Below are 25820 nucleotides of genomic sequence, written 5' to 3' on the forward strand. Positions count from 1 at the left end.
CCTCGCGGCGCCTCGAACTACCTCGCGGCGCTGGGCACTACCTCGGCGTGCGGGCCTGGGGCAGGATCGGGTGCATGACCACCCTCGGCTGCATCCTCGCGCCCTACGGCAACCCGCCCTCGCGGTTCGTCCCGTTCGCCCGCACCGCCGAGGCCGCCGGCCTCGACGAGGTCTGGCTGTGGGAGGACTGCTTCCTCGAGTCCGGCCCGTCCGCGGCCGCGGCGATGCTGAGCGCCACCGACCGCCTGCGCGTCGGGATCGGCGTCATGCCGCTGCCGCTGCGCAACGTGGCGCTCACCGCGATGGAGACGGCGACGATCGACGGCATGTTCCCCGGTCGGTTCCTGCCGGGCGTGGGGCACGGCGTGCAGGACTGGATGGGCCAGGTCGGCGCCCGGGTGGCGTCGCCGCTGACGCTCATGCGCGAGCAGGTCACCGCGCTCCGCGCGCTGCTCGCCGGGGAGCGGGTCACGACGTCCGGCCGCTACGTGACCCTCGACGGCGTCGCCCTCGACTGGCCGCCCGCCGTCGCGCCGCCCGTGGTCGCGGCGGCGAAGGGCCCGAGGACGATGCGGCTGGTCGGCGAGATCGCCGACGGCGTCGTCATCGACGGGGACGCCGGCGTCCAGGGGGCCCGCGAGGCGATCGCGCTGCTCGACGAGGGGCGTGCGGCCGCCGGACTGCCGCCCGTCGCGGAGTCCGGGCCGGGCAGCGCGCACCCGTTCCGGGCGGTGGCGTTCGCGCAGGTCGCCACCGGCGCCGGGGCGGCCGACCGGCTGCGTGCCTCGCTCGCGAAGTGGGACGTCGACGCGACCTCCGACGAGGTCCTCGCCGACCACGCCACGTGGGGCTCAGCGGAGGAGGTCGCCGACGGGCTGCGCCGCTTCGCCGCGCTCGGCGTCACGACCGTCGTCGCGCAGCCGACGCAGGACGAACCGGACCTCGACGGGTTCGCGGCGTTCCTCGGGCAGGAGGTCGCGCCGCTGCTGCGGTAGCCGTCAGCCCGCGGTCCGCGGGATCGACCGCGTCCACCGCCGCTCGAAGACGACCTCGTCGCCGTCGCGCGCCACCACCTCGTTCTCGGTGTGGAAGGCGTGGTCGTCGCAGGAGATCTCCGACCGGGTGACGACGCTCGCGTCCCAGCCGCCGGCCATCCCCGCGGGCAGCGGGTCGCCCGCGTCGCGGCGCAGCCGCACCGTCCAGTCCGAGCGGGTGCGCGCGCTGGTGGCGTCCCGTCCGATCCAGTACCGCTCGAGCGCGTCCTCGGTGAACTCCAGGCCGTCGGGGTAGGTGCGGGTGCCGCCGTAGCGCGGGTCCACCTCCAGCAGCCACCGGCCCTCGGCGACGTCGCGCACGACCCGCCGCTCCGGCCGCGCCTCGCCCGCCTCGCCGAAGACGACGCCCAGCGGCGGCGTCTGCTCGGGCTCCTCGAAGACGACGGGCGGGTGCGACGACGCCCGGTCGTGCACGGGCAGCTCCAGCGCACCGTCGCCGACCGCGACGGCGAGCACGGCGTCGCCGGGCTGCGGCCAGACCCACGGCCAGTACGCGGAGGACACCGCGAGGCGCAGCCGGTGCCCGGGCGCCAGCGCGTAGCCGGTGCCGGTGAGCTCGAACGACACCTCCTCCGTCGCGCCCGGCGTCCACGGCACGACGCGGTCGCGACCGTGCCGGGCCGACAGGTTGAGCACGCCGCGCGTGACGAGCGTCGACGAGCCGTCCGGGCCGACGTCGCACAGGCGCGCCACGACCTGCCCCTTCTCCCCCGAGCACGTGAGCCGCAGCCGCACGCGGGCGCGCCCCAGGATCTCCAGCGGCGCGGTGAGCGGGGCGGAGTCGAAGCAGAGCGACCGCCCGTCCTCCTCCCGCTGGTCGGGCGGCAGGTCCGCGTCGTTGCCGAACGGGAAGAACCGGCCGGCGTCCACGCCGGTGTGCGACGGCGAGTCCACCAGCCACGACGTCGGCACAGGGTGACCGCCCGCGAGCGCCCCGACCGTCGGCGCCGTCGTCCGCAGGCCGCCCTCGGGCGGGTCGTCGGCGTCGACGGCGACGAGCGGCAGCTCGCGGGGGAAGACGTGCGGCGACGGCCACGACGGCTCGCCCACCCACCGGCCGGGCAGCTCGTCGTAGACGGTGGCGGGCGGCACGGACTCGCTGATCCACGCGCGCAGCGGCGGGTCGTCGAGGACGCCGCGGTCGGCGCCCTTGAGCCAGTGGTCCCACCAGCGCAGCGTCTCCTGCAGGAAGCCGATGGCCGGGCCCGGCGGCAGAACGCGGTCGGGGTACTGGTGCGACCACGGGCCGAGGATGCCGCGCACGGGGGCGCGCAGGGCGCCGTCGTCGCGCGCCGCGGCGAGCCGCAGCACGGTGTCGCGGTACGGGTCGTTCCAGCCGCCGACGGCGAGCACCGCCGCCGAGATCGTCGAGTAGTCCTCGATGACGCTGCCGTGCCGCCAGTAGTCGTCGCGGCTCTGGTGGTCCAGCCAGGTGTGCACGAACGGCTCGGTGCGCTCCAGCCGGTCGAGCCACTGCTCGCGCCAGCCCTCCCCCACGTACACCGGGTCCGGCGGGCGCGAGCAGAACGCGAGCATCGTGGCCGCCCACGCGTGCATGTCGACGGCCAGCACGGAGCCGCCCGTGTAGTGCACGTCGTTGTCGTAGCGGTCGTCGGTGGAGCAGACCGTGACGATCGCCTTCAACGGCTCGGGCGCGAGCGCCGCGATCTGGAGCGAGTTGAAGCCGCCCCACGAGATGCCGAACATGCCGACCGACCCGTCGCACCAGCCCTGCGCCGCCAGCCACTCCACGACGGCCACCCCGTCCGCGAGCTCGGTGGGCGAGTACTCGTCGTCCTGGAACCCGTCGGAGTTGCCGCTGCCCCGGATGTCCACCCGCACCGACGCGTACCCGTGCCCCGCGTAGTAGGGGTGGCGCTGGGCGTCGCGCGGGGCCGTCCAGTCGGACAGCCGGTAGGGCAGGTACTCGAGGATCGCCGGGACAGGCGTCGGGTCGACGGGCCTCCAGACGCGGGCCGCGAGGCGCGTGCCGTCGGCCAGGGGGATCCACAGGTCCTCGACGAGGGTCTCGTAGGGCAGGTCGGTCACGTGGCGCATGGGTCCTCCGGCGCTCGGACGATCAGTGGACGGGTGCCTCAGTGGACGGGGTGCATGGTGCGCTTCATCCACGGCGACAGGGCGAGCACGACGACGGCGACGATCACGGGCACGGCGCCGTTGACGGCGAAGTAGACGCCGTCTGGCACCTCGCCGTAGAAGCGGACGGTCTGCGCCTGGATGCCGTTGGCCAGCGCGATCGACAGGAACCACACCGCCATCGACTGGCTGGAGAACGCGAGCGGGGCGAGCTTCGTGGTGGCCGACAGGCCGGTGGTCTGCAGCAGGACGTCACCCAGGCCGAGCAGCGTCAGGGAGACCAGCAGCCACCAGACGGCGATCCGCCAGTCGCCGGACTGCCCGCTCACGGCCGGCACGAGGACGAGGTAGGACAGGCCGCCGAGCAGGGCACCGAAGGCGACCTTCTTGGACGCGTGCGGCTGGCGCGGCCCCAGCCACGTCCACAGGGCCGCGACGAGCGGGGCGACGAGCACCTCGGCGGCACCCAGGTAGGAGCTGAACCAGGCCGACGGCACGTCCCAGCCGAAGATGGTCCGCTGCACGTGGTCCTCGGCCAGCAGGATCAGCACCGAGTACGCCTGGAACAGCACGAAGTTGAACGCCACCGACGCGATCCACAGCACGAGGAACGGGCGCAGGCGGCCGCGCTCCTCGGTCGTCACGCGCGGGCTGCGGAACATCACCGTGAAGTAGACGATCGGCGCCACCATCGCGATCACGGTGAGGGCGTCCACGACCCCGGCGATGCTGAGCCGCCCGACCAGGGCGAGCACCACGAGGACGACGACCACGGCCGCCGCCGCGCCGAGCAGGAGCAGGCGGGTCCGGCGCGCGGCGTCGGGCGGCAGGGGCGCCTCGGCCGGCCGGCCGTATCCCGGGATCCGCCGGCGCCCCACGACGTACTGGATCAGCCCCGCCGTCATGCCGATCGCGGCGGCGGAGAAGCCCCAGTGCCAGCCGACCTCGGCGCCCAGCCAGCCGGTGACCAGCGGACCGACGAACGCGCCCACGTTGATGCCCATGTAGTACAGCGCGAACCCGGCGTCGCGGCGGTCGTCGTCGGTGGAGTAGAGCTTGCCCACGAGCGTCGACACGTTGGGCTTGAGCAGCCCGGTGCCGAGGCTGATGAGCACGAGCCCGATCCACGTGGAGATCTCCGCCGGTACCGCCATCGTGTAGTGGCCGGCGGCGATGAGGATGCCGCCCCACAGCACCGCGCGGTAGGAGCCGAGGACGCGGTCGGCGATCCAGCCGCCGCCCACGGACACGAGGTAGACCATCGTGCCGTAGCCGGCGGCGATGGACGCCGCGTTGCCGGGCTCCATCGCGAGGCCGTCGTCGGCGACCGAGGCGGTGAAGTAGAGGACGAGGATCGCCTGCATCCCCAGGAACGAGAACCGCTCCCAGACCTCCAGGCTGAAGAGCGTCGCGAGGCCGCGGGGGTGGCCGAAGAACGCCCGGTCGTCGTGGGCGTCGGAGCCGGGGGCCGGGTCGACGGCGGGAGCGTCCTCGGTGGTCACCCGTCCAGACTCCCACCGCCCGCGCCCGCCGACCTGCCGAGCACGGGGGTGCGGACGTCAGCGACCGGCGAGCCGGGCCTCGAGGCCGGCGCGGACGCCGGGCCACTCGTCGTCGACGATCGAGAAGTAGGCGGTGTCCCCCACCGTGCCGTCGGCGGCGACGCGGTGCTTGCGCAGCACGCCCTCCGGCGTGGCGCCGAGGCGCCGGATGGCCGCGCACGAGCGCGTGTTGCGGGAGTCGGCGCGCAGCGCGACCCGGCGCATGCCCCACTCGTCGAACGCGTGCCGCAGCAGCAGGAGCTTGCACGCCGGGTTGGTCGTGCCGCCCCACCAGTCGCGACCGTAGAAGGTGGTGCCGATCTCCACGCGGCGCGGGCCCGGCGCCAGCTCGTAGAACCGGGTGGACCCGCGCACCGCCCCGTCGTCGCCCACGACGGCGAACGCCGTCGTGCCCGGCGTCGCGACGCCCGCCTCGATCCACGCCTCGAGGTCCGCGACCCCTGACGGGACCGGCGACGTCATGCCGAACCAGAGGTCGGCGTCGATCAGGGGGAGCAGCGCCTCGGCGTGCTGCGGGCCGAGCGGCTCCAGGCGCACGCCGTGGCCGGCGAGGACGAGGTCGTGGATCACCGGCCCATCCTCGCCGACCATGCCCGTGCGCACGTTCTCGCGCCGCATTCCGAGCACCACCCCATGCTCGGCGCAGGATGGGGGCATGGACGACGCCCTGCACGAGATGACCGCCACCCGGTTGCGCGACCTGCTGCGCGCGGGAGAGCTCACGCCGACCGAGGTGGCCGACCACTTCCTCGCCCGGATCGAGCGCGCCAACCCCGACCTGGGGGCGTTCGCCACCGTCGCCCCCGAGGCGGCGCGCGCGCGGACGGCGGCCCTCGAGCGCGACGGCGCGCACGGCCGGGCGATCCTGTGGGGGCTGCCCGGCGGGGACAAGGACCTGTGGATGCGGGCCGGCGTGCCCGCCCGGTTCGGCTCCCGCGCCTTCGCCGGCGACGACGCCGTCGTGCCGCCGGTGAGCGACGAGATCGTCGACGTCCTCGACGCCGCCGGCATGGTGAGCCTCGGCCGCACGACCGCCCCCGAGCTCGGCTTCCCCGCGTACACCGAGCCGCTGGCGGGGCCGGTGGCACGCAACCCGTGGGACCCGAGCCTCGGGGCGGGCGGGTCGAGCGGCGGCGCCGCCGTCGCCGTCGCGGCGGGCCTGCTTCCGTGCGCGCCGGGGTCGGACGGCGGCGGGTCGGTTCGCATCCCCGCCGCCGCGTGCGGCGTGGTCGGGCTCAAGCCGAGCCGCGGCCTCGTGCCGGCGGGGTCGGGCCAGGAGTCGCTGGGCGGGCTGGTCGTCAACGGGCCGCTCGCCCGCACCACCGAGGACACCGCGCTGCTGCTGGAGGGCATGCTCACCTGGACCCCGGACGGCCGCGTGGCGCACCCGCTCACGCTGCGCGCGCCGTCGGCCCGCGCCGGGGAGTACCTGGCCGCGGCGCGGCGCGGAGAGGTGGCGGGTGATGGGGGCGAGGACGTGCGGGGCCGGTTCCGGATCGGTGTCGCGACCGACTCCGCCTGGGACGACTTCTACGCGATCACGACGTCGGACGAGGCACGCGCCGCGCTCGACACCGGCGTGGCGACGCTCGCCGGCCTGGGGCACGAGGTCGACCACCTGTCCCTCGAGCCCGACCCGACGTACGGCCCCGCCTTCCGCACCCTGTGGATGGCGGGCGCCTCCGCGGTCCCGCTGGACGACCCCGCACGGCTCGACCGGCTCGAGCCGCTCACCCGGTGGCTCATCGGCCGCGGCCGCCAGGTGCCCGCCCGCGAGCTCGCCGAGGCGCTGCGTGCGCTCACGGCGTTCGAGCGCAGGCTGGTCGCGCAGGTGTCACGGTTCGACGCCGTCGTCACCCCCGCGCTCGCGATGACGCCCCGCCCGCTCGGCTGGTTCGACCCCGAGGACCCCGAGCGCAACTTCGAGCAGCAGTGCCAGTACACGCCGTGGACGTCGATGCTCAACGTGGCGGGGCTGCCGGCGATCACGCTGCCGACCCGCTGGACCGACGACGGGCTGCCGATGGGCGTCCAGCTGATCGGGCGGCCGGGCGGCGAGACGACGCTCCTCGCGCTCGCCGCCCAGCTCGAGGACCGGCTGCGCTGGGCGGACCGGCACCCTCCGGCCTGGTGATCAGGCGGGAACCCTCTCCGCCGTCGCGCCGTCGAGCGGCGGGTAGGTCTCGCCACCCACCCGCTCCGCCGCCGCGATGTACCCGGCCAGGGCCGAGCGCGAGCGGGCGAGCCTCGCCATCTGGTCCTCCAGACGCCGCAGGCGGGAGCGCATCGCGGTCAGGAGCTCGGCACAGCCGGGCAGCTGCGGCTCCTCGCCGACCGCGCACGGCAGGACGTAGGCGATGTCCTCGGACGACAGGCCCGCGTCGAGCAGGTGCCGGATCTGCCGCACCCGCAGCACGGCCCCCTCGTCGAACTCGCGGTAGCCGTTCGAGCGTCGGGCGACGTCCAGCAGGCCCTGGGCCTCGTAGTAGCGCAGCTGGTGCGTCCGCACGCCCGTGCGGCGGCTCAGCTCACCGATCCGCATCCCGCTCCCCCTTGACCTTCACACCGGTATGAACGTCGACGATGCTGCCATGGTCACCAGAACCCACAAGCCGTCGTCCCCCGCCCCCGTCTCCGTCGTCGGACTCGGCCTCATGGGTCGCGCGCTCGCCGGCGCGTTCCTGCGGGCCGGACACCCCACCACCGTGTGGAACCGCACCCCCGCCAGGGCCGACGCGTTGGTGGCGGACGGCGCCCACCTGGCGCCCACGGCGGCCGCGGCGGTCCGTCCCGGCGGCCTGACGATCGTCTGCCTCACCGACGACGCCGCCGTGCGCGAGCTGCTCGGCCACGACGACGTCGACCTCGCCGGCGCCACGCTGGTCAACCTCACGTCCAGCAGCTCCTCGCAGGCCAGGGAGACCGCCCGGTGGGCCGCCCGGCGCGGCGCGCGATACCTCGACGGCGCGATCATGGCCGTGCCGCCCGCGATCGGGACGGCGGACGCGGTCGTCCTGCACAGCGGGCCCCGGACGGACTTCGACGCGCACGCCGCCACCCTCGCCGCGCTCGGCACCGTCACCCACCTCGGCGAGGACCCCGGGCTGGCGTCCCTCTACGACGCGGCCGGCCTCACGATGATGTGGAGCGTCCTCGACGCGTGGCTGCACGGCACCGCCATGCTCCGCACGGCCGGGGTGGACGCCGCCGCCTTCGCCCCGTTCGCCCGGCAGATCGCGGAGGGCGTGGCCGCCTGGCTGCCCGGCTACGCGGAGCAGGTCGACAGCGGCAGGTTCCCGGCGGAGGCCTCGGCCCTCGAGACGGACGCGCGCGCGATGGCGCACCTCGTCGAGGAGAGCGCGGTGCTGGGCGTGAGCACCGAGCTGCCGAGACTGCTCAAGGCCGTGGCCGACCGTGGCGTCGCCGCGGGCCACGGTCACGAGCAGTACCCGGTGCTGATCGAGGAGTTCGGCCGCCCGACGCCCTGACCTGCCGGTCGCCACCCGGAGGACCACGACCTGAGACGTCGGCGTGCGAGCCGGCGGGCACGCGCCTACGGTCGGTGCTCGAGGTCGTTCGTCCGACGGAAGGAGCCCCGATGGGACTGGGAGACAAGGCCAAGCACCTGGCGGAAGAGGCCGAAGGCAAGGCCAAGGAAGCCACGGGCAAGCTCACCGACGACGAGAGCAAAGAGGCCGAGGGCAAGGCCCAGCAGGCCAGCGCGAACCTCAAGCAGGCGGGCGACGACGTCAAGGACGCGTTCAAGGGCTGACCCGCTGACACGACGGGGCGCCACCGCACGGTGGCGCCCCGTCGTCATGTCCGCCCGGGGCAGGGCCGACGGCTCAGAGGTCGTCGGGCAGGCAGCCGAACGCCTCGTCGGCGCCCAGCGCGGCGGTGGCGAGCAGCCCCTCGAGGCCGGAGCCCTCGGGCACGGGGCGCGGGTCGTCGACGACGACCCACAGCCCGTCCACGACGTCGTACTGCGCCTGCGGCCCCTCGGTCACGAGCGAGCGGACGGCGGCGACGAGCCGCTCGACCTCCTCGCCCGCGGTGCCGAGGCCCACCGACGCGCGGACGGCGCCGGCGTCGAAGCCGAGGCGGCCGAGCAGCGGGTGGGCGCAGAACCGGCCGTCGCGCACGCCGATGCCGTGCTCGGCGGACAGGTACGCGGCGACGAGGCCGGGGTCGTATCCGGTGACGGTGAACGTCACGACCCCCACCGGGTCGACGGCGTCGTCCCAGACGTGGACGACCTCGACGCGCTCGATCTCGCCGAGCCCGTCCACGAGCCGGCGCCGCAGGGCGTCCTCGTGCCCGGCCGCGACCCACGGGTCGAGGGCGGCGAGCTCGTCGCACGCGGCCGCGAGCGCCACCGCTCCCACGACGTTGGGCGAGCCGGCCTCGTGCCGGGCGGGGCCCTCGTGCCAGTCGGTCGTGGTGGTGCGCACCCGGCGCACGGCGCCGCCGCCGGCCAGGTACGGGGTGCCGGCGTCGAGCCAGTCGCGCCGGCCGACCAGGGCACCGGCCCCGAACGGCGCGTACGTCTTGTGGCCCGAGAACGCGACGTAGTCGACGCCCGTCTCCGCGAGCGAGAAGCGGCGGTGCGGCACCAGCTGGGCGCCGTCGAGCACGACGCGCGCGCCGGCGCCGTGCGCGGCGGCGACGACGTCGGCCACGGGCAGCGCCTCGCCGGTCACGTTGGACGCGCCGGTGAGCGCCAGGAGGGCGTAGGGGCGGCCCGCGGCAGCGGCCGACCCCAGCTCTTCCTCGATCTCCGCGAGGGTGGCGGCCACGGACGGGCCGCCCGCGACGACGGTCGCGTCGGTGACGCGCTGCCAGGGCAGCAGGTTGGCGTGGTGCTCGATGTCGAGCACGAGGACGCGGCCGGGCTCGCCGGTGGCCGGGTCGGCGGGCACGCAGCCCGCGAGCAGGTTGAGCGAGTCCGTCGTGTTGCGGGTGACGATCGTGAGGTCGTCCTCGCGGGCTCCGACGAACGCGCCGATCGTGCGGCGGGCCGTCTCGTACAGGGCCGTCGAGACCTGCGACAGGTAGCCGGCGCCGCGATGGACGCTGGCGTACAGCGGCAGCACGCGCGCGACCCGGTCGGCCACGGCCTGCAGGGCGGGCGCCGACGCCGCGACGTCGAGGTTGGCGTACGGCAGCTGACGGCCGTCGACGAGCGGCACGAGCGTGTCGCTCCCGACGACGGGCAGCACGGGTGCGACGTCCTGCACGGCGCCGACGCGCACGGCGGGCACCGCAGGCGCGGGGGTGAGCGTGGTCATGCGTGGTCCTCCTCGGTCGTGCCGGGGAGGTGGCTCCCCGCGCTTGCCCGCGCGCCGGACGGCGCAGGGCCAGGTCGTCACCCGGGGCACCCCGCCGCGAGAGGAGGGTTGCCGGCCAGCGAGCCGGGGCTTCGCGCTGGCGCTCTTGACCTGCCGCCCATCGTGCGTGCGCAGCACCACATGGTCAAGCGGAGCCCGCCCCCTTCTCACGATGCGGTCGCGTGAGACGCTGGATGCATGCCCGATCGCACCGTTCCGGCCTCCGGCGCGCCTCCGGGAGGCCCCGTCGGAAGCCCCGTCGGAACCCCGGCCGAGCTGGTCGCCCGCGCCCTCGCCGGCGGCGACCTCCACGCCGCAGGGCTCGCCGCCCGCGCGGCGACCGGGGACGACGCCGCCGACGTCCTCGACCTCGTCGGCGGGCGGGCCGCCGCGGGCTCCGCGCCCGCGACCGAGCTGCTGGTGGAGCTGCTGGACGCGTCCGGCGTCGTCCGGCGCTTCGTGCGCGGCGCCCTGCTCGACGAGGCCGCCGTGGACGACGTCTCCCAGGACGTGCTGGTCTCCGTGGCGACGTCGGTCCGGTCGTTCGCGGGCGGGTCGCGGGTCACCACGTGGGTGCACGGGATCGTGCGCCACCGGGTGGTCGACCACCTGCGTCGGCAGCGCGCCACCGCTCCCCTGCCCGACGACGACGTCGGGCCGTCGGAACGGATGAGCTCCCTCATCGCCACGCGCGCCACCGTGCGCGACGCGCTCGCCGCCCTGCCCGAGCTCTACCGCGAGCCCGTGACGCTGCGCGACATCGAGGGCCTGCCCTACGCGGAGGTGGCCGACCGTCTGGGTCGCAGCGTCGGCACCGTGAAGTCACAGGTCTCGCGCGGCCGCGCGCTCGTGGCCGCGGCCCTCGGGGGCCTGTCCTGATGGCCGCGGCGGCCGCGCCCGAGCCGCTGCTCGGGCGGTACCGGGTGGGCGACGTGATCGGCGTCGGGTCGTTCGCCACCGTGCACCGCGCCGTGGACGAGCGGCTGGACGACGTCGTCGTGGTGAAGGTGCTGGCCGAGAACCACAGCCTCAACCCGGAGGTCCGCGAGCGGTTCATCGCGGAGGGCCGGGCGCTGCGGCGGGTGGCGAGCCCGCACGTCGTCGCCGTGCACGACATCGGCGAGAGCGACCGCCAGCAGCCCTACCTCGTCCTCGAGCTCGCCGACCGCGGCACCCTCGCGGCCCGCGTCGCGGCCCTGCGGGCGGACGGGTGGACGGCGACGCCCGCCGACGTGCTCGCCGTCGCCCGGGGGCTCGCCGCCGCGGTCGAGGCCGTGCACGCCGCACGCCTCGTGCACCGGGACCTCAGCCCCGGCAACGTGCTGCTGCGCACCGGCCCGGAGGGCGCGGTCGAGGGCGTTCCCGCCGCCGTCGTCCGGCCGGACGAGCGCCTCGTCCTGGCCGACCTCGGCATGAGCAAGGACCTGGCCCGCAGCTCCGGGCTGACCGTCGCGGGCGGCACCGAGGGGTTCCGGCCGCCGGAGCAGGACGGCCCCGGCACGGTCGACACCCGCGCCGACCTGTGGGCGATGTCCGCGCTGCTGTCCTGGCTCGTCGACGGCGCCGACCTCCCGCGCTCCCTCGACGCCGCGCTGCGCCGCAGCCTCGCCGACGCCCCCGCCCGGCGGCACCCCGACGCCGCAGCCTGGCTGGCCGACGTCGAGGGGGCGCTCGGCCCGGGCACGACCGGCGGCCCGGACCGCGCGCGACGCCGCCCCGGCGCCGTCGTCGCCGCGGTCACCGCCGCCGTCCTCGGCCTGGGCGCGGGCGCCGGCGTCACGGCCTGGCTCGACCGGCCTCGCGCTGCCGGGGGCGGCGCGAGCGTCGACATCTCCGGGCCCGGGACGGCGACCGTCGGCGAGCCGGTCACCCTCACGGCCGACGTCGCGGGCGCGGAGCACTGGGTGTGGACGCTGCCCACGGGCACCTACGTGGCCGACGACGAGCGCGTGCGGCTCACCGCCAGCAGCACCGGCGCCGCCGAGGTGGTGCTCGAGGCCCGCGCCCCGGACGGGACCGCCCTCACGGCCGTGCACCGGCTGCGGGTCGGCGCCGGGTCCTGACCCGGACGAAGAAATCTCGGTCCGCGTGCAACCTTTCCGCCGCCGCGGACGACTCACGGGGGTCAGCACCGCACGGGGCTGGCACCATCGACCAGGAGAGACCATGCGACACCTTCCCCGCCGACTGACGCCGATCGCCCTCGCGAGCCTCCTCGCCCTGAGCGCGTGCGCGTCCCCGACCCCCGACGCCGAGTTCGACGACCCGGGGACCTCGGCGTCGGACACGACGGCGACGCAGCCCGCCGACGACGCCGCAGGCGCCGACGAGCAGGCCGACGGGACCGAGGAGACCGCCGACGCGCCGGCGGCGAAGGATCCCTCGGCGTACACCGTCCGCTACGCCGACAGCGACAAGACCGTCATCACCCTCGACCGGGCCCAGGTGGAGCAGCTCACCGGCACCGACCTGGCCGCCGGCACCGCCGACTCCCAGGCCGTGCTCGCGGAACCCGGCACCTGGTCGGGTGCGGACACGAAGGAGCACGCCGACGTCATCGTCGACGCCGCGACCCGCGAGTCCGACCGGATCGACCGCGTGCTCACGCAGCAGGCGGACGGCCGCGACGTCGAGCTGCGGCTGTTCGTCAAGCACCACCAGCACGCCCACGTGGCGCACTTCGGCGAGGACGACGACGACTGACCCCCAGGTGTGCCGCGGGTCAGACGCCAGGGCCGTCCCGCCAGCCGAGCACGTTGTCCGCGCCCTGGGGGTAGGGGGCCTCGTGCGGGCGCCCGCCCTCGGGACGCGGCGGCGGCAGGTCGCGCGGACGCTCCAACGGCTCCTTGCGCTCGCGCCGGAACCACCCCTTGATCGTGGCGAGGATTGCCATCGTCCGTCTCCTTCGAGGTGCGGTCGAGCCCGGATCCTGCCGGAGACTTTACCTTCGGCCGCGCCTGGGCACACCGGGGACGCACGGCGTTCGCGTCCCGAGACGGGGTGACCAGCACGCGGACGCCTGTCGTACGATCGCCAGGACCATCCCGAGCGGCCGAGTGACGTGGCACGTCGACGCCGCAGCAACCCGCGGGCCGGTCGCCGGCGACGGCGGCCCGTCCGGACGAGGGTGCTACCGCCACGACCGATGGGAGGACTGCGATGAGCACCCAGATCGATCCCCGCCCCGCCGAGGGCTACGCCGGCGACCTCACCCCGCAGCAGGCGTGGGACCTGCTCGCCGGCGATCCGGACGCCGTCCTCGTCGACGTGCGCACCGAGGGCGAGTGGCGCGCCATCGGCGTGCCGGACACCGCGACCGCCGGGAAGGCCCCGGTCTTCGTCGAGTGGGTGCAGGCGGGCGGGCGCCCGAACGCCGGCTTCCTCGCCGAGCTCGCCGCCGCGGGCGTGACCGCGGACCGCCCCGTCGTCTTCCTGTGCCGCTCCGGCCAGCGCTCGATCGGCGCGGCGCGCCTCGCGACGTCGTCGGGCCTCGGCCCGGCGTACAACGTGCTCGAGGGCTTCGAGGGCGGCCCCGGCTTCGACGGCGTCCGCGACCGCGAGGGCTGGAAGGTGCGCGGCCTGCCGTGGGGCGCGTACGACGCCGCCCGGCAGCAGGACCCGGAGCAGGCCCGATGAGCGGCGTGCAGGTCCCGACCGGCCCTGGCGCCGACCCCACGACCTTCGGCGGCTCGCGCCCGCTGCCCGCCACGGTCCGGCCCGCGACCCTGGCCGTGCGCGGCGGGCACCGTCGGTCGGACTTCCAGGAGATGTCCGAGGGCCTGTTCCTCACCCAGGGGTACACCTACGCCTCGGCGGCGGACGCCGAGGCGGCGTTCGCCGGCGAGCGCTCGCAGTTCCTGTACTCGCGGTACGGCAACCCGACGGTGCACACGTTCGAGGAGCGGCTGCGCCTCATCGAGGGTGCCGAGGCCTGCTACGCCACGGCGTCGGGCATGTCGGCGGTGTTCAACGCCCTCGCCGCGCTGGTCTCCAGCGGTTCGCGCATCGTCTCGGCGCGGGCCCTGTTCGGGTCCACCAACGTCATCTACGACGAGATCTTCGCCAAGTGGGGGGTGCGCGTCGACCTGGTCGACGGGCACGTGACCTCGCAGTGGGAGGAGGCCCTCGCCACGCCGGCAGACGTCGTGTTCTTCGAGTCGCCGTCCAACCCCATGCAGGACCTCGTGGACGTGCGGCGGGTGGCCGAGCTCGCGCACGCCGCCGGCGCCGTCGTCGTGGTGGACAACGTGTTCGCGACGCCGGTGCTGCAGAAGCCGCTCGAGCTCGGTGCCGACGTCGTCGTGTACTCGGCCACCAAGCACATCGACGGCCAGGGGCGCGTGCTCGGCGGCGCGATCCTCGGCACGGAGGAGTTCCTCACCGGGCCGGTGCAGACGTTCGTGCGCAACACCGGCCCGTCGCTGAGCCCGTTCAACGCGTGGGTGCTGCTCAAGGGCCTGGAGACGCTCGACGTGCGCGTGCGAGCCCAGGACGCGGCGGCGCTGCAGGTCGCGACCGCGCTCGAGGAGCTCGACGGAGTGACCGGGGTGCGCTACCCGTTCCTCCCGTCGCACCCGCAGCACGAGCTCGCCAAGGCGCAGCAGTCGGGCGGCGGCACGGTCGTGACGTTCGACCTGGCCGTACCCGAGGGCACGGAGGCGGCCGAGGCGAAGAAGCGCACGTTCGCGTTCCTCGACGCCCTCCAGGTCGTCGACATCTCCAACAACCTCGGCGACGCGAAGTCGATCATCACGCACCCCGCCACGACGACGCACCGCAAGCTCGGCCCCGAGGGCCGCGCCAAGGTCGGCATCGCCGAGACCACCGTGCGGCTGTCGATCGGCCTCGAGGACCCGCGGGACATCGTCGAGGACGTCGAGCAGGCGCTGCACGCCTGACCTCCTGCGACGTGTGCCAGGCTCGTGGCCCGGCACGTTCGACGAGGAGGACCCGTGGGGACGCAGCACGACTTCGACTTCCTGTTCGGCGCGTGGCACGTCCGTCATCGCCGTTGGACCGAGCCCCTGGCCCCGGGGTCGACGACGGGCACCTGGGCCGAGTTCGACACCGAGGCCGTCGCCGGGCCGATCCTCGACGGCCTCGGCAACGCCGACGACACGTCCGGCACGCTGCCCGACGGGTCCCGGTTCAGCGGTCACAGCCTCCGCCTGTACGACCCGTCACGTGACGTGTGGCGGATCTGGTGGGCATCCACGAGCCAGCCCGGTCGGCTGGACCCCCCGGTCGAGGGGACGTTCACGGACGGCGTCGGCACCTTCGTCGGCCCTTTCGAGCACGAGGGCAGGACGATCCTCGCCCGGTTCCGGTGGCTCGACACGGACTCCCCGCGTCCCCGGTGGGAGCAGGACTTCTCCTTCGACGAGGGCCCCACCTGGGAGCCGGTGAACTGGGTCATGACCCACACCCGGATCCGCTGAGACGTCCCGGACGTCCCGCACCCCGCGGAATTCCCTGTGACCGCGCGGCACGGCCCGGCCTACGGTCGATGGGTGCCCGACGCCGTCTTCGCCGACCCCACGCTCGCCCGGCTGTACGACCCGCTCGACCCGGACCGCCGCGACCTCGTCCCGTACCTGACGCTCGCCCACGAGCTGGGCGCGCGCCGCGTGCTCGACGTCGGCTGCGGGACGGGCACGTTCGCGTGCCTGCTCGCGGCGGAGGGGTTCGAGGTCGTCGGGGTGGACCCGGCGGGCGCCTCGCTCGAGGTAGCGCGCGGCAAGCCCGGCGCCGAGCGCGTGCGGTGGCTGCACGGCGACGCCACCACGCTGCCGCCGCTGCAGACGGACCTCGCGACGATGACCGGCAACGTCGCGCAGGTCTTCGGCACCGACGACGCGTGGTCGGCGACACTGCGGGGCGCCCACGCCGCCCTCGTCCCCGGCGGGCACCTGGTGTTCGAGACCCGCGACCCGGCTCAGCGGTTCTGGGAGCGCTGGACGCGCGAGCGCACGCACCGCCGCGACGACGTGCCGGGGTTCGGCGTCGTCGAGACGTGGACCGACCTGGTCGACGTCTCGTTGCCGTTCGTGACGTTCCGCGGCACGTTCGTCCTGGCCGACGGGCGCGTGCTGCGCTCGGACTCGACGCTCCGGTTCCGGGAGCACGACGAGCTGGTGGCGTCGCTCGAGGACGCCGGCTACGTCGTCGAGCAGGTGCGCGACGCCCCCGACCGCCCGGGTCTGGAGTGGGTCTTCGTCGCCCGGGCGGCCGAGCCCGGCTGACGCGGCCGACGCGAGCTCAGCGCGCGGTGCGGACGACCATCTTCCCGGTGTTGGCGCCGCGCATCATGTCGAGGAACGCCTGCGGGGCGTTCTCGATGCCGTCGACGACGGTCTCGTCGTAGGCGATCTTCCCGTCGGCGAACCAGCCCGCCATGTGCTCGCGGAACGCGGGCGCGTGGTGCAGGTACCCGCCGAGCGTGAAGCCCTCGAGCCGGAGCCCGCGGGTGACGAGGTTCGCCATGTTGTCCGGGCCGGGCAGGCGGTCGGTGGAGTTGTAGCCGGCGATGGCGCCGCAGAGCGCGACCCGTCCGCCGTCGTTCATGACGTCGAGGGCCGCGGTGAGGTGGTCGCCGCCGACGTTGTCGAAGAAGACGTCGACGCCGTCCGGCACGAGCGCGGGGAGCTGCTCGCGCACGGGCGCGTCCTTGTAGTCGAGGGCCGCGTCGTAGCCGTACTTCGAGGTGAGCAGCTCGACCTTCTCGGCCGACCCTGCCGACCCGACCACCCGCTCGGCGCCGAGCAGCCGCGCGATCTGGCCGGCGGCGGTGCCGACGGCCCCCGCGGCACCCGAGACGAACACCGTGTCGCCCGGCTTCAGGCCCGCGATAGCGGTGAGGCCGACGTAGGCCGTGAGACCCGTCATGCCGAGGATGCCGAGGTGCAGCGACAGGGGCGCGCCCGGGATCTCGGGCACGACCCGGAAGCCGCGCGCGTCCTCCTGCGCGACGTCGCGCCAGCCGTGCTGGTGCAGCACGACCGCACCCACGGGGACGTCGTCGGACGTGGACTCCACGACGCGGCCGACCGCGCCACCCGTCATGGTCTCCCCCAGCGCGTAGGGCGGGGTGTAGCTCTTCACGTCGTTCATGCGACCGCGCATGTAGGGGTCGACGGAGACGAACTCGTTGACGACGCGGACCTGACCGGGCTCGAGGTCGCCGTACGTGACCTGGACGGTGCGGAAGGTGTCCGGCGCCGGCCACCCGGTGGGGCGGGCGGCGAGCTGGACCTGGGTGCTGACGATCGAGGACATGCGGGGTGGTGCCTTCTTCCGGTGACGGGGGGTCAGGACGCGAGGCCGACGACCAGCGCGAGGACGGCGAGCAGAGGCACGGTGCCCTGCTTGACGGCGGCAGCGCGCTTGCCGGGGGACGACAGGAACAGGACAAGGGCGGCCGCGAGCATGCTGCCCGTGCCGGCCAGGACGAGGGCCGCGCCGGCGCCCGTGCTGCCGGCGGCGACGAGCACGACGCCGACCGTCGTCACGACGGCGAGGAACAGGTTGTAGAACCCTTGGTTGAAGGCCAGCTCGCGCGTGGCGGCGGCCTCCTGCTCCGTCGTGCCGAACGTGGCGCGCGCCCGCGGCGTGGTCCACGCGAGGGACTCGAGCCAGAAGATGTACACGTGGAGCGCGGCGGCGATCCCTGCCAGGACGAGCCCTGCGACGACCATCGGTCCCCCTGCTGCCTGCCCGGCGCGGTCGGCCGGTTCGATTCTGTAACGGTCGGTCCACTGTATATACTGCAACGAGCGTTGCACAACTTGGAGGCACGATGGGCAGGGCGCAGGGGTTCGAGACCGAGCAGGCGGTCCGGGCGGCCCGCGAGGTGTTCTGGCGCGAGGGTTACGCGGAGGCGTCCGTCCCCGCGCTGGAGCGCGCCACGGGACTGAACCGGTCGAGCATCTACCACGCCTTCGGCTCCAAGCGCGGGCTCTTCGACGCCGCCGTGCAGAGCTACCTGGACGAGGTCGTGCGGCCGCGCCTGCGCCCGCTCGTGGCCGACGACGTCGCCCCCGGCGCGCTCGTCGAGTACCTCACCGGGCTGCGCGCGGCGCTCGCCCGCGCGGACGAGGTCCAGGGGACCTCGGGCTGCCTGCTCGTCAACACGTCCAGCTCGCCCATCGCGGCCGACGACGCCGTGCGGCGGACCGTCGCCGACTACCGCGCCGAGCTGCGCGCCGCCCTTCGGCGCGGGGTGGTCGCGAGGCGGCCGGACGCCGCGGACGCCGACGTCGACCGGCTCGCCGACGTCTGCACGGCCCTCGTCATCAGCGCGTTCACGCTGGTGCGCGTGGATCCGCCGAGCGCGCTGCACTGCCTGGACACCGCCGTCGAGGTCCTCGAGCACTGACCGCACCCGGCAGGTCCTCGCAGGCGCGACGGGCGGGCGGCCGCGACCGCCCGCCCGCCGTGCCGGGAGCTCAGCCGTCGGCGCCTGCCGGCAGCAGCGCGACCGCGCCGTTGGCGGGGACGGTCGCGGTGAAGGTCCCGTCCGCGGCGACGGTGTACGTCGCGGCCGCACCCTCCCCGGCCGCGACGTTCGTGTACTCGCCCGCGGGCAACGAGGTCGTGTAGGTGTGCTCCGCCTCGCCGTCACCGTTGTTGAGGGCGACGAAACCGGCGTCGCCGCGGCCGAAGGCGATCCGGTCGCCGCCGTCGTCCCACCAGTCGGTGAGGTCGGTGCCCTGGACGGCGTGGTGGAACCTCACCATCCCCGCGACGGCAGGGTCGCGCTGGATGCAGCTCCAGGCTCCGCCGTCGCAGTCGGCGTCGGGCACGCTCGTCGCGGTGGCACCGGGCGCGCCGGCGTCCTTGTCGTCGAACGTGTAGCCCGTGTACAGCGACGGCGAGCCGTACGGGAACGCGAGCATGAACACGGTGGCGAGCCGGTAGGCGTCGCCGTCCTTGTACGTCAACGTCTCGCCGTTGCGCTCGGTGTCGTGGTTGGTCACGAAGACGCCGGCCTGGTCCGACGGCAGCTTGCCGTCGGCGACGCCCCGCAGGCCGGCCAGCTGGCCGCCGAACGCGTTCTTGAGCTGGCGGGCGTAGTCGAACTCGTGCACGTCGCCGCTGCCCACGTACGCGGACGGCTGGATCGGCTCGCCGCCCGCGCCGATGACCTCCTGCACCCAGTAGACGTCCGGGTCGCTCAGCTTCGCCTTGATGGCCGCGAGGTCCTCCGCAGGCATGTGCTTCGCGGCGTCGATGCGGAAGCCCTGCACGCCCAGGTCGAGCAGGTCGTTCAGGTAGCCCGCGATCTTGTCCTGCACGTCGGGCGAGCCCGTGCGCAGGTCCTGGAGCGAGACGAGGCGGCAGTTCTGCACCTCGTCCCGGTCGCCGTAGTTCGCGATGTTCTCGCGGCAGTCGTTGAAGTCCGCGGCGGTGTACGGGACGCCGGGGAAGTCGTCGACGGCGAACGACGTGCCCGCCACCCCGGTCCCGGCTCCCTGGTCCGCGCCGGTGGTGTGGTTGATGACGGCGTCCGCGACGACGCCGACACCAGCCTCACCGCAGGCGTCGACCATCGCCTCGAACTCCTCGCGCGTGCCGAGCTTGGACTCGATCTGGTAGCTCACCGGCTGGTACGACGTCCACCATGCGGCGCCCTGGATGTGCTCCTGCGGCGGCGACACCTGGACGGCGTCGATCCCGGCCGGGCCGATCGTGCTGGCGCACTCCTCGGCGACGGACGTCCATGTCCACTGGAACATGGTGAGGATGACGTCCCCGTGCGCGACGTCGGCCGCGGCGGCGGGCTCCTCGGCGGCCGACGACGGTTCGGAGCTGGCAGGGATCGCGGTCGCGACCAGGCCTGCGGCGGTGAGTCCTGCTGCCGCCATGGCGGCGACCGCCCGCCCGGCCTGTCGACGTCGGGAGCGCGTGGTGCGTGCGTGCGTCATTGCTGTCTCCTTCGGGTCGGACGGACCCTCGTGAGGGCCCGCCGGCTCTCCCCCGGCGGCGGTGCCGGGGTGTCGTGCACGGCGGGTGGCCGCGGTGGCGACAAGCGGGAGTGCGCATTGTCTCCTTGCAGCAACATTGCAGAGAATTGCGGGACTGTCTACCCGGGCGACGGCAGAGCGCACGGTGAGGTGCGCGGCTAGCCTCCGAGCATGTCGGCCGAGACCGTCCCCGCCACCGTGGGACGACGACGTCGCGTCGGACGATGGCTACCCCTGGCGTTCGTCGTCGTGGTCGTCGCGTTCGGGGTGGCGCAGATCCTCCCTCTCCCCCGGACCGCCGACGTCGCGGCGCCGCCCTCGGACGCCACGGCCGAAGACGTCGTGCGCGCCTACCTGGACGCGATCGACGCGCACGACTGCGGCACCGCGCAGGACCTCACCGCGCCGTCGTTCGCCACGACCACGGAGTCCATGTGCCACGACGCCGCGAGCCTGACGGTCACCGGCCTGGAGACCGTCGGCACCGGCCAGGTCAACGCCGGGTTCGACGTCGACTGGCGACTCTTCGCCGAGGACGGCTCCATCCCCGAGGGCGGGTTCGGTTGGACGTACTACCTCACGCAGGGTGACGACGGGTGGCTCATCGAGGACGCCGGGAACGGTTGACCGGGCAGATCAGGCGCCCGGGACGACCAGCCCGGAGTCGTAGGCCCACACGACGAGCTGCACGCGGTCGCGCGCGCCCGTCTTGGTCATGATCCGGCTGAGGTGCGACTTCACCGTGCTGGGCTCGAGGAACAGGGCCGCGGCGATCTCCGCGTTGGACGACCCGCGGCACAGCAGCGCGACGATCTCCTGCTCGCGCGCTGTGAGCAGACCGGTCGCGCGCGGGTCGGCCACGACCGGGCCCCGGCGGCGCGCGAACTCGTCGATGACGCGGCGCGTGAGGGTCTGGTCCACCAGGCCGTCGCCCGCCGCGACGCGGCGCACGGCGTCGACGAGCACCTCGGGCTCGGCGTCCTTGAGCAGGAAGCCGGAGGCGCCGGCCTCGAGGGCACCGAACACGTAGTCGTCGAGGTCGAAGGTGCTCACCACCAGCACGGGCACCGGGTCGGTGACGCCCGGACCGGCGAGCTCGCGCGTCGCGGTGATGCCGTCGCCTCCGGGCATCCGCACGTCCATGCACACGACGTCGGGCCGCTCCCGGCGGGCCACGCGCACGGCGTCCGCACCGTTCGACGCCTCCCCGACCACCTCGAGGCCCTCGCTCTGCAGGATCACGGTGAACCCGGCGCGCACTACCGCCTGGTCGTCCACGAGCACGACGCGCGTCATCGGGCGCCCTGCCCGACAGGCACCCGCGGGTCCTCGGCGTCCGCGGGGCGCGGCACGACCAGCCGCACCAGCCAGCCGCCGCCGGACGTGCGCCGAGCGGTGAGCCGTCCGCCGACGAGCTCCGCGCGCTCGGTCATGCCGATGACGCCGTGCCCCGGGCCCGCCTCCTGCGGCGGGGCGGTCGCCGCCGACCGGTCGGCGGGCCCGTTGCGCACGGTGATCGCCAGCTCGTCCTCGTCGTACACGGTCTCGACGTCGACGGCGCTGCCCGGCGCGTGCCGGCGGGCGTTGGCGAGCGACTCCTGGAGCACCCGGTACACCGTGAGCTGCACCGTGGGCGGCAGGTCGTAGGGCTCGCCACGTCGCGTCTCCTGGACGCGCGTACCCGTGCTGCGGGCGAGGTCGAGCAGCGGGGGCACGTCCGCGAGCGTCGGCTGCGGGGCGGAGGGCGCGTCGTCGCCCTCGCCGGTGTCGCGGAGGATCCCGACGACGAGCCGCAGGTTGTCGAGCGTCTCCCGACCCTGCCCGCGGATCCAGCGCAGCGACTCCTTCGCCCGCTCGGGGTCGCCCGTGACGAGCCGCTCGGCGGCGGCCGCCTGCACGACGATCCCGGACAGGTGGTGGGCCGCGACGTCGTGCAGCTCACGGGCCATGCGGCCGCGCTCCGCGAGGACGGCCTGGGCCGCGAGCGCCTCCCGCTCCCGCTCCGCCTGCGCGACGCGCGCCCGCAGCTGCGCCAGCAGCTCGCGCCGGGTGCCGATGTACGCGCCGACGAGGACGGCGCCGAGGTAGACCACCAGCGCGGACACCAGGCCGCCCCACAGCTGGGTGCCGACGGGCACGCCGAGCTCCGCCGACGACGCCGGCCCGCCCAGGACGTACCCGAGCAGCACCTGCACGACGGCGGCGCCCGCCGCGGCGCCGAGGGCGGGTCGACGCGGGGCGTGCACCCCCACCGAGTAGGCGGCGATCAGCGTGGCCGGCGCCTGGAAGTTCATGTACGGGGGCAGCAGCGGCGCCAGGGCGAGCTGCCCGAGCAGCACCAGCGCGAGGCACAGCATCGGGAACCGGCGGCGCAGCGTGAGCGCCATCGCCTGCCCGACGAGGACGACGCACGCCGCCACCAGCGCACCGGTGCTCATCCCGTCGACCGAGGCCTGGGCGCCGAACGACTCGCCGAGGCTCGACGACACGACCTCCAGCAGCACCAGGAGCAGCGCGACGGACAGCGTCGCGACCACGCCGCCGAGCAGCGCGTCGCGGCCCGTGGGGGTCCGGACGCCGAGGGCGTCGAGCCGCCGGCGCAGCACGTCGAGCACGGGTCCTCCGTCGGTGTCGGATGGCTGTCTGGATGGCTGTCTGGATGGATCTCGGATGGCTGTCGAGCCCGGCCCACGGTACGCCGTCCCGGGGCCGGGCGAGACACGTCTCCGCTGGTCAGGCGGGTATCGATCTGATATCAGGCGAGGTCACGGCGACGGAACACCGCTCCCGCCGTGACGAGCAGCACGGCCGCCCAGGCGAGCAGCCCCGTCAGCGCCGCGGCGACCCCGACCGCCGGGCCGGCGTCCGTCGTCGCGCCGAAGAGCTGCGCGGCGCCCTGCCCTGCGGACGCGAGGGAGCCGAGGGTGATCGGCAGCCACGACGTCGCCGCCGTCGCGCCGCCCGTGAGGACGAGCGCGGCGGCCTGGATCATCGGTTCCACGAGGGCGAGCGCCACGACCACGACGATCGCCGCGACCTGCCCCCGCACGAGGGTACCGACGGCCAGCCCCAGCCACGAGAGCAGGACCATCACCGCGAGGCCCCGCGCCCAGACGCCGAGCGCCTCGCCGGGCCCGATCGCCAGGCTCGCGCCGGGCGTCGTCGCGACCGCGAGGACCAGCCCGACCGCGGTGACCAGCGCGAGCGCCACCCCGATCGCGAGCGCCGCCGTCGCCGTCGCGCCCGCCTTGCCGGCGAGGATCCGCAGCCGGTCCGGCACGGCGAGCGCCGTGGGCACGATGCCGCCGGTGCGGAAGTCGGTGGTGGCCGCCAGCGCGCCGAGCAGCAGCAGGCAGAGGGCGGTGACGCCGCTGGAGGCCGACCCGCCGGGGCCGGTGCCCATGAGGTCGAGCAGCGAGCGCTGGGCCGCGGCGGACCCGAGGTCGGTGGCGGCGGCCAGCCCGGACAGGAGCTCGCTCGTGTCCGCCGGGGACATCTGCGGCCCGACGTGGAACCCGGCGTCCGCCCCGCCCAGCGACTCCAGGGTGCGCAGGGTGCGCGGCAGCACGAGGGTGAGGACCTGCACCAGGGCCATGCCCGCGAGGGCGACGACCCCGATGACCCAGGGCGTCCGGGTGCTGCGCAGCTTGAGCAGCTCGGCCCTGAACACGGCAGACATCAGCGGACTCCTTCGGTGGCGGCGGTGAGATCGAGGTACACGTCCTCGAGGCTCCGGTCGGTGGTGACGAGCTCGCCCAGCGTGCCCGCGGCGACGACGCGGCCCTGGCCGATGACGACCAGGTCGTCCGCGACCTGCGCCACCTCGCCGAGCACGTGGCTGGCCAGCAGCACCGTGCCGCCGTCGTCGGCGAAGGCGCGCAGCAGCTCGCGCAGCCACCGCATGCCGGCGGGGTCGAGGCCGTTGGCGGGCTCGTCGAGCACCAGGACCTCGGGGCGGCCGAGCAGCGCGGTGGCGATGCCGAGGCGCTGCTTCATCCCCAGCGAGTAGGTGCGCACACGGCGGTCCGCGGCGGGGATCATGCCGACGGCCGCCAGCACCTCGTCGACCCTGCGGGCGGGGAGCCGCGACGCCGCGGCGAGCACCCGCAGGTGGTCGCGGCCGGTACGCCCGGGGTGCAGCCCGCCCGCGTCCAGCAGGGCCCCGACCACCTGCGCCGGGTGCTCCAGGTCGGCGTACCGTCGGCCGTCGAACGTCGCCGTGCCGGCGTCCGCGCGGGCCAGTCCGAGCAGCACGTGCAGCGTCGTGCTCTTGCCGGCGCCGTTCGGGCCCAGCAGGCCCACGACCCGGCCCGGCTCGGCCGTGAAGCCGACGTCGTGCACGGCCTCGAAGCCGCCGTAGGACTTGTGCAGCCCTTCGATCCGGATGGTGGTCATCCGTCCCCTCCCTCGTCGTCCGGCGCTCCCGTCGTCTCACCGGCGCCGGTACCCCGAGCCTCCCCGGCGGCGGGGGCCCGGGTCTTGAGGCGGAGGGGGGAACCCGGGTTGCGCCTTTCGGGGGAGGTCGCGCGGTCAGGACCCGGTCGGACGTCGAGCCGGCCGGGTCACGACGACGCGGCGAAGAGGCGGTCGAGGTGCTGGTCGATCGCCGCCAGCACGGCCCGGGGCTCGATGACGCCGAGCTCGAGCAGGGGCGTGAACCCGGTCAGCGCCAGGAGGAGGTCCGTCTCGACGTCGGGGTCCCGGTCCGGGGAGATCTGGCCCTGCGCCGCCGCCTCGCGGACGAGCCGCCCGACCAGTGCGCGCCCCTCGCGGAGCCCCAGGGCCGCCTGCCTGCGCAGCGCCGGGTCGTGCAGCGCCTCCAGGACGTACGCGGCGCTCATGCGGCTCGACGCACGCGCGTCGGGGTGCAGGGGCAGCATCTCCGTGAGCACCACGCGCAGCACGTCCCGGGGGTGCGGCGGCCGGTCGAGGTCGGCCAGTCCCCGGGCGACCCGGTCCGAGGTCTGCTCGGCGGCGAACTCCATCGCGAAGGTCAGCATCGCCGCGCGGGACGCGAAGTAGTGCTGCAGCTGCCCCAGCGAGACCCCGGCCTCGCGGGCGACGTCGCGCAGGGTCGCCCGGGTCCAGCCGTCCCGGTCCACGACCCGCCACAGCGCGTGCGCGATCGCCTCGCGTCGTTCCTGGTGGTCCACCAGCTTCGGCAACCGGCTCCCCTTCCCCGTGTGTGTCGTACCGTGGAAATAATACAGTTGACCGAAAACAATGTCCGACGGGAGGGACGATGACCGAGCCGAGCGTGCCCCCCGCGTTCTTCAACCCGTACGCGGTGGCCATCGACGACGAGGTGGCGATCGCGCTGCTCGCCGAGATGCACATCCGCAGGGCGATCGAACGCGGGGAGTTCGACGACCTGCCCGGCAGCGGCAAGCCGCTCGACCTGCAGGACCTCCACGACCCGGACTGGTGGCTGAAGGCCTTCATGCGGCGCGAGAAGCTCGTGGTGCTGCCGCCCTCGATCCAGCTGCGCAAGGACGACGCCGCGCTGGACGGGCGCCTCGACGAGCTGTGGAGCGAGGAGGACGTGCGCGAGGAGGTCGAGGAGTTCAACAAGAGCGTCCTGCGCGCCCGCTACCAGCCCGCGGCCGGGCCACCCCTGGTCACCATGCCGCGCGACGTCGAGGCGACGCTGGCCGCCTGGGCGGAGCGACGCGCCGCCCGGGCCGCGGAGACGCGCGCGCAGGCACGGGCCGAGGCGGCGGCCGCGGAGGACCGTCCCCGCCGGAGGGCTGGCCGGGCTCGTCGCCGGGCACGCTGACGGGGACGCTGACGGAAGCCCTCCGCCGGTGGTCCCTGTGG

The 25820-nt window shown here is 74.9% G+C and carries 28 protein-coding genes and 1 riboswitch; of the genes, 14 read left to right on the forward strand and 14 right to left on the reverse strand.

Going from position 1 to position 25820, the window contains the following annotated elements; translation table 11 throughout:
* Positions 1-74 precede the first annotated feature (74 nt).
* The gene (locus ACFQ8Y_RS16060; RefSeq protein WP_430586119.1) at positions 75-995 is read left to right on the forward strand and encodes an LLM class flavin-dependent oxidoreductase; all 921 of its coding nucleotides are present in this window, start codon (positions 75-77) and stop codon (positions 993-995) included.
* 3 nt (positions 996-998) lie between these two features.
* On the opposite strand, the gene ACFQ8Y_RS16065 is transcribed toward ACFQ8Y_RS16060, so the two are convergent.
* From ACFQ8Y_RS16065 to ACFQ8Y_RS16075, 3 genes are read right to left on the reverse strand one after another with little or no spacing between them, the layout of a single operon-like run.
* Positions 999-3113 (reverse strand): CocE/NonD family hydrolase, encoded by a 2115-nt coding sequence (locus tag ACFQ8Y_RS16065; protein ID WP_430586120.1) that lies wholly within the window; start codon positions 3111-3113, stop codon positions 999-1001.
* Positions 3114-3151: 38 nt separating this feature from the next.
* Positions 3152-4654 (reverse strand): peptide MFS transporter, encoded by a 1503-nt coding sequence (locus ACFQ8Y_RS16070; RefSeq protein WP_430552163.1) that lies wholly within the window; start codon positions 4652-4654, stop codon positions 3152-3154.
* 57 nt (positions 4655-4711) lie between these two features.
* A complete protein-coding gene (locus tag ACFQ8Y_RS16075) occupies positions 4712-5284 on the reverse strand; it encodes a GNAT family N-acetyltransferase (protein WP_430552164.1) in 573 nt (190 codons plus the stop codon).
* Positions 5285-5369: 85 nt separating this feature from the next.
* On the opposite strand from ACFQ8Y_RS16075, the gene ACFQ8Y_RS16080 reads away from it, so the two are divergent.
* The gene (locus ACFQ8Y_RS16080; RefSeq protein WP_430586121.1) at positions 5370-6848 is read left to right on the forward strand and encodes an amidase; all 1479 of its coding nucleotides are present in this window, start codon (positions 5370-5372) and stop codon (positions 6846-6848) included.
* Here the strand turns inward: ACFQ8Y_RS16080 and ACFQ8Y_RS16085 are convergent, their stop codons facing one another.
* Positions 6849-7256 carry a MerR family transcriptional regulator gene (locus ACFQ8Y_RS16085; RefSeq protein WP_430563809.1) on the reverse strand — a complete coding sequence of 136 codons (408 nt, stop codon included), beginning with the start codon at positions 7254-7256 and terminating at the stop codon, positions 6849-6851.
* A 49-nt stretch (positions 7257-7305) separates the two neighbouring features.
* Here ACFQ8Y_RS16085 and ACFQ8Y_RS16090 point away from each other — a divergent pair, with 49 nt between their 5' ends.
* A complete protein-coding gene (locus tag ACFQ8Y_RS16090) occupies positions 7306-8202 on the forward strand; it encodes an NAD(P)-dependent oxidoreductase (RefSeq protein ID WP_430586122.1) in 897 nt (298 codons plus the stop codon).
* 110 nt (positions 8203-8312) lie between these two features.
* Positions 8313-8486, forward strand: coding sequence for a CsbD family protein (locus ACFQ8Y_RS16095; protein WP_429766061.1), 174 nt, complete (start codon positions 8313-8315; stop codon positions 8484-8486).
* 73 nt (positions 8487-8559) lie between these two features.
* Here the strand turns inward: ACFQ8Y_RS16095 and ACFQ8Y_RS16100 are convergent, their stop codons facing one another.
* Positions 8560-10002 (reverse strand): aminotransferase class V-fold PLP-dependent enzyme, encoded by a 1443-nt coding sequence (locus ACFQ8Y_RS16100; RefSeq protein WP_430586123.1) that lies wholly within the window; start codon positions 10000-10002, stop codon positions 8560-8562.
* A 34-nt stretch (positions 10003-10036) separates the two neighbouring features.
* Positions 10037-10153: riboswitch (SAM riboswitch) on the reverse strand.
* Between the two features lie 86 nt (positions 10154-10239).
* Here ACFQ8Y_RS16100 and ACFQ8Y_RS16105 point away from each other — a divergent pair.
* The 3 genes from ACFQ8Y_RS16105 to ACFQ8Y_RS16115 all read left to right on the forward strand — a co-directional run bounded on the left by ACFQ8Y_RS16105 (position 10240) and on the right by ACFQ8Y_RS16115 (position 12744).
* The gene (locus tag ACFQ8Y_RS16105; protein ID WP_430586124.1) at positions 10240-10920 is read left to right on the forward strand and encodes an RNA polymerase sigma factor; all 681 of its coding nucleotides are present in this window, start codon (positions 10240-10242) and stop codon (positions 10918-10920) included.
* Positions 10920-12104 carry a protein kinase gene (locus ACFQ8Y_RS16110; protein WP_430586125.1) on the forward strand — a complete coding sequence of 395 codons (1185 nt, stop codon included), beginning with the start codon at positions 10920-10922 and terminating at the stop codon, positions 12102-12104. The genes ACFQ8Y_RS16105 and ACFQ8Y_RS16110 overlap by 1 nt, the downstream gene beginning before the upstream one ends.
* Positions 12105-12207: 103 nt before the next feature.
* Positions 12208-12744, forward strand: a complete 537-nt coding sequence (locus ACFQ8Y_RS16115; RefSeq protein WP_430586126.1) for a hypothetical protein — start codon at positions 12208-12210, stop codon at positions 12742-12744.
* Between the two features lie 19 nt (positions 12745-12763).
* Here the strand turns inward: ACFQ8Y_RS16115 and ACFQ8Y_RS16120 are convergent, their stop codons facing one another.
* Positions 12764-12934 (reverse strand): hypothetical protein, encoded by a 171-nt coding sequence (locus ACFQ8Y_RS16120; protein ID WP_430563813.1) that lies wholly within the window; start codon positions 12932-12934, stop codon positions 12764-12766.
* 266 nt (positions 12935-13200) lie between these two features.
* Here ACFQ8Y_RS16120 and ACFQ8Y_RS16125 point away from each other — a divergent pair, with 266 nt between their 5' ends.
* From ACFQ8Y_RS16125 to ACFQ8Y_RS16140, 4 genes are all read left to right on the forward strand, one after another.
* Positions 13201-13677: a rhodanese-like domain-containing protein gene (locus ACFQ8Y_RS16125; protein ID WP_430586127.1), complete on the forward strand. Its 477-nt coding sequence runs from the start codon at positions 13201-13203 to the stop codon at positions 13675-13677.
* On the forward strand, positions 13674-14939 hold the full coding sequence (locus tag ACFQ8Y_RS16130) for an O-succinylhomoserine sulfhydrylase (protein ID WP_430586128.1): 1266 nt from the start codon (positions 13674-13676) through the stop codon (positions 14937-14939). Before ACFQ8Y_RS16125 ends, ACFQ8Y_RS16130 begins: the two co-directional genes overlap by 4 nt.
* A gap of 54 nt (positions 14940-14993) precedes the next feature.
* Positions 14994-15479: a hypothetical protein gene (locus ACFQ8Y_RS16135; protein WP_430586129.1), complete on the forward strand. Its 486-nt coding sequence runs from the start codon at positions 14994-14996 to the stop codon at positions 15477-15479.
* A gap of 72 nt (positions 15480-15551) precedes the next feature.
* On the forward strand, positions 15552-16283 hold the full coding sequence (locus ACFQ8Y_RS16140) for a class I SAM-dependent methyltransferase (protein ID WP_430586130.1): 732 nt from the start codon (positions 15552-15554) through the stop codon (positions 16281-16283).
* A gap of 16 nt (positions 16284-16299) precedes the next feature.
* Here the strand turns inward: ACFQ8Y_RS16140 and ACFQ8Y_RS16145 are convergent, their stop codons facing one another.
* Both ACFQ8Y_RS16145 and ACFQ8Y_RS16150 read right to left on the reverse strand, forming a co-directional pair.
* Positions 16300-17316, reverse strand: a complete 1017-nt coding sequence (locus ACFQ8Y_RS16145) for an NADP-dependent oxidoreductase (protein WP_430586131.1) — start codon at positions 17314-17316, stop codon at positions 16300-16302.
* 32 nt (positions 17317-17348) lie between these two features.
* Entirely contained in the window at positions 17349-17735 is a 387-nt protein-coding gene (locus tag ACFQ8Y_RS16150; RefSeq protein WP_430586132.1) for a DUF1304 domain-containing protein, read from the reverse strand.
* Positions 17736-17836: 101 nt separating this feature from the next.
* Here ACFQ8Y_RS16150 and ACFQ8Y_RS16155 point away from each other — a divergent pair, with 101 nt between their 5' ends.
* Positions 17837-18415, forward strand: coding sequence for a TetR/AcrR family transcriptional regulator (locus ACFQ8Y_RS16155; RefSeq protein WP_430586133.1), 579 nt, complete (start codon positions 17837-17839; stop codon positions 18413-18415).
* 70 nt (positions 18416-18485) lie between these two features.
* Here ACFQ8Y_RS16155 and ACFQ8Y_RS16160 read toward each other — a convergent pair whose 3' ends face one another.
* On the reverse strand, positions 18486-19964 hold the full coding sequence (locus tag ACFQ8Y_RS16160; RefSeq protein ID WP_430586134.1) for an alpha-amylase family protein: 1479 nt from the start codon (positions 19962-19964) through the stop codon (positions 18486-18488).
* A gap of 210 nt (positions 19965-20174) precedes the next feature.
* Here ACFQ8Y_RS16160 and ACFQ8Y_RS16165 point away from each other — a divergent pair, with 210 nt between their 5' ends.
* Positions 20175-20630, forward strand: a complete 456-nt coding sequence (locus ACFQ8Y_RS16165) for a hypothetical protein (RefSeq protein ID WP_430586135.1) — start codon at positions 20175-20177, stop codon at positions 20628-20630.
* A gap of 9 nt (positions 20631-20639) precedes the next feature.
* Here the strand turns inward: ACFQ8Y_RS16165 and ACFQ8Y_RS16170 are convergent, their stop codons facing one another.
* The 5 genes from ACFQ8Y_RS16170 to ACFQ8Y_RS16190 all read right to left on the reverse strand — a co-directional run bounded on the left by ACFQ8Y_RS16170 (position 20640) and on the right by ACFQ8Y_RS16190 (position 25168).
* On the reverse strand, positions 20640-21299 hold the full coding sequence (locus ACFQ8Y_RS16170; RefSeq protein WP_430552182.1) for a response regulator: 660 nt from the start codon (positions 21297-21299) through the stop codon (positions 20640-20642).
* Positions 21296-22618 carry a sensor histidine kinase gene (locus ACFQ8Y_RS16175; RefSeq protein ID WP_430552183.1) on the reverse strand — a complete coding sequence of 441 codons (1323 nt, stop codon included), beginning with the start codon at positions 22616-22618 and terminating at the stop codon, positions 21296-21298. The genes ACFQ8Y_RS16170 and ACFQ8Y_RS16175 overlap by 4 nt, the downstream gene beginning before the upstream one ends.
* Positions 22619-22758: 140 nt before the next feature.
* On the reverse strand, positions 22759-23682 hold the full coding sequence (locus tag ACFQ8Y_RS16180; protein ID WP_430563822.1) for a hypothetical protein: 924 nt from the start codon (positions 23680-23682) through the stop codon (positions 22759-22761).
* Entirely contained in the window at positions 23682-24398 is a 717-nt protein-coding gene (locus ACFQ8Y_RS16185) for an ABC transporter ATP-binding protein (RefSeq protein WP_430586136.1), read from the reverse strand. The genes ACFQ8Y_RS16180 and ACFQ8Y_RS16185 overlap by 1 nt, the downstream gene beginning before the upstream one ends.
* 167 nt (positions 24399-24565) lie before the next feature.
* Positions 24566-25168, reverse strand: coding sequence for a TetR/AcrR family transcriptional regulator (locus ACFQ8Y_RS16190; RefSeq protein WP_430586137.1), 603 nt, complete (start codon positions 25166-25168; stop codon positions 24566-24568).
* A 77-nt stretch (positions 25169-25245) separates the two neighbouring features.
* Between ACFQ8Y_RS16190 and ACFQ8Y_RS16195 the strand changes: the two genes are divergently transcribed.
* The gene (locus ACFQ8Y_RS16195; protein ID WP_430586138.1) at positions 25246-25779 is read left to right on the forward strand and encodes a DUF1992 domain-containing protein; all 534 of its coding nucleotides are present in this window, start codon (positions 25246-25248) and stop codon (positions 25777-25779) included.
* The last annotated feature ends 41 nt before the right edge of the window (positions 25780-25820 follow it).

The sequence above is a fragment of the Isoptericola sp. NPDC056605 genome, assembly GCF_042792795.1.
Classification (GTDB): Bacteria; Actinomycetota; Actinomycetes; order Actinomycetales; family Cellulomonadaceae; genus Isoptericola.

Coding starts and splice junctions, on each gene's coding strand:
- ACFQ8Y_RS16060 (WP_430586119.1), top strand. CDS start 75: ATGACCACCCTCGGCTGCATCCTCGCGCCCTACGGCAACCCGCCCTCG.
- ACFQ8Y_RS16065 (WP_430586120.1), bottom strand. CDS start 3,113: ATGCGCCACGTGACCGACCTGCCCTACGAGACCCTCGTCGAGGACCTG.
- ACFQ8Y_RS16080 (WP_430586121.1), top strand. CDS start 5,370: ATGGACGACGCCCTGCACGAGATGACCGCCACCCGGTTGCGCGACCTG.
- ACFQ8Y_RS16085 (WP_430563809.1), bottom strand. CDS start 7,256: ATGCGGATCGGTGAGCTGAGCCGCCGCACGGGCGTGCGGACGCACCAG.
- ACFQ8Y_RS16090 (WP_430586122.1), top strand. CDS start 7,306: ATGGTCACCAGAACCCACAAGCCGTCGTCCCCCGCCCCCGTCTCCGTC.
- ACFQ8Y_RS16095 (WP_429766061.1), top strand. CDS start 8,313: ATGGGACTGGGAGACAAGGCCAAGCACCTGGCGGAAGAGGCCGAAGGC.
- ACFQ8Y_RS16100 (WP_430586123.1), bottom strand. CDS start 10,002: ATGACCACGCTCACCCCCGCGCCTGCGGTGCCCGCCGTGCGCGTCGGC.
- ACFQ8Y_RS16105 (WP_430586124.1), top strand. CDS start 10,240: ATGCCCGATCGCACCGTTCCGGCCTCCGGCGCGCCTCCGGGAGGCCCC.
- ACFQ8Y_RS16110 (WP_430586125.1), top strand. CDS start 10,920: ATGGCCGCGGCGGCCGCGCCCGAGCCGCTGCTCGGGCGGTACCGGGTG.
- ACFQ8Y_RS16115 (WP_430586126.1), top strand. CDS start 12,208: ATGCGACACCTTCCCCGCCGACTGACGCCGATCGCCCTCGCGAGCCTC.
- ACFQ8Y_RS16120 (WP_430563813.1), bottom strand. CDS start 12,934: ATGGCAATCCTCGCCACGATCAAGGGGTGGTTCCGGCGCGAGCGCAAG.
- ACFQ8Y_RS16125 (WP_430586127.1), top strand. CDS start 13,201: ATGAGCACCCAGATCGATCCCCGCCCCGCCGAGGGCTACGCCGGCGAC.
- ACFQ8Y_RS16130 (WP_430586128.1), top strand. CDS start 13,674: ATGAGCGGCGTGCAGGTCCCGACCGGCCCTGGCGCCGACCCCACGACC.
- ACFQ8Y_RS16145 (WP_430586131.1), bottom strand. CDS start 17,316: ATGTCCTCGATCGTCAGCACCCAGGTCCAGCTCGCCGCCCGCCCCACC.
- ACFQ8Y_RS16150 (WP_430586132.1), bottom strand. CDS start 17,735: ATGGTCGTCGCAGGGCTCGTCCTGGCAGGGATCGCCGCCGCGCTCCAC.
- ACFQ8Y_RS16155 (WP_430586133.1), top strand. CDS start 17,837: ATGGGCAGGGCGCAGGGGTTCGAGACCGAGCAGGCGGTCCGGGCGGCC.
- ACFQ8Y_RS16160 (WP_430586134.1), bottom strand. CDS start 19,964: ATGACGCACGCACGCACCACGCGCTCCCGACGTCGACAGGCCGGGCGG.
- ACFQ8Y_RS16165 (WP_430586135.1), top strand. CDS start 20,175: ATGTCGGCCGAGACCGTCCCCGCCACCGTGGGACGACGACGTCGCGTC.
- ACFQ8Y_RS16170 (WP_430552182.1), bottom strand. CDS start 21,299: ATGACGCGCGTCGTGCTCGTGGACGACCAGGCGGTAGTGCGCGCCGGG.
- ACFQ8Y_RS16180 (WP_430563822.1), bottom strand. CDS start 23,682: ATGTCTGCCGTGTTCAGGGCCGAGCTGCTCAAGCTGCGCAGCACCCGG.
- ACFQ8Y_RS16185 (WP_430586136.1), bottom strand. CDS start 24,398: ATGACCACCATCCGGATCGAAGGGCTGCACAAGTCCTACGGCGGCTTC.
- ACFQ8Y_RS16195 (WP_430586138.1), top strand. CDS start 25,246: ATGACCGAGCCGAGCGTGCCCCCCGCGTTCTTCAACCCGTACGCGGTG.